The organism is Burkholderia sp. Tr-20390, assembly GCF_017104595.1.
In the GTDB taxonomy this organism is placed as follows: Bacteria; Pseudomonadota; Gammaproteobacteria; order Burkholderiales; family Burkholderiaceae; genus Burkholderia.
Map to the genome: position 1 here is coordinate 1 of NZ_JAAGPC010000453.1, position 770 is coordinate 770.

At 50.5% G+C, this 770-nt stretch carries 2 tRNA genes and 2 rRNA genes; all 4 read right to left on the minus strand.

Annotation, left to right across the window (positions count from 1 at the left end):
- Positions 1 to 109: ribosomal RNA gene (locus G3N98_RS39490) — 23S ribosomal RNA — on the minus strand; the annotation flags it as partial.
- A gap of 283 nt (positions 110 to 392) precedes the next feature.
- A tRNA-Ala gene (locus G3N98_RS39495) sits at positions 393 to 468 on the minus strand.
- Between the two features lie 43 nt (positions 469 to 511).
- Positions 512 to 588: transfer RNA gene (locus tag G3N98_RS39500), tRNA-Ile, on the minus strand.
- 63 nt (positions 589 to 651) lie between these two features.
- A 16S ribosomal RNA gene (locus tag G3N98_RS39505) occupies positions 652 to 770 on the minus strand; the annotation flags it as partial.

The window sequence follows — 770 nt, forward strand, 5'->3', positions numbered from 1 at the left end:
TACGGATCAAAGCTTGTTTGCCAGCTCCCCGTAGCTTTTCGCAGGCTACCGCGTCCTTCATCGCCTGTGATCGCCAAGGCATCCACCACATGCACTTGTTCGCTTGACCCTATAACGAGTCTGTCTCGTTACAGGTTGAGTTCTCGCGTTGTGCCGTATTCCAAATTGAGTCAAACATTAAGTTCGAATCATCTTGAGATACATCGATACAATCACAACCCGGATAGTTTTCACGTCCATCTCAAGACGCTTCCGCTATCCAAATTACTTGCTTCTTCCAGATTGTTAAAGAACGACAGCCGATATGGTGTTACTCATATCACTCTGACTGGCTCAATCGCCAATGACAAAGACTCGAACAACGCTTCGTTCGAACCCTTGTCATTGAAGATTGGTGGAGGCAGACGGGATCGAACCGACGACCCCCTGCTTGCAAAGCAGGTGCTCTCCCAGCTGAGCTATGCCCCCATGAGTACAGATAACCTCAGGTACCTACCGCCAGACAAGACAATGGTGGGTCTGGTTGGATTCGAACCAACGACCCCCGCCTTATCAAGACGGTGCTCTAACCGACTGAGCTACAGACCCCTGAGTCTGTCTTTAAATTTACAGCCGATAAGCGTGAGCGCTCAACTTGGCGAGAAGCTCTGGAAAGGAGGTGATCCAGCCGCACCTTCCGATACGGCTACCTTGTTACGACTTCACCCCAGTCATGAATCCTACCGTGGTGACCGTCCTCCTTGCGGTTAGACTAGCCACTTCTGGTAAAA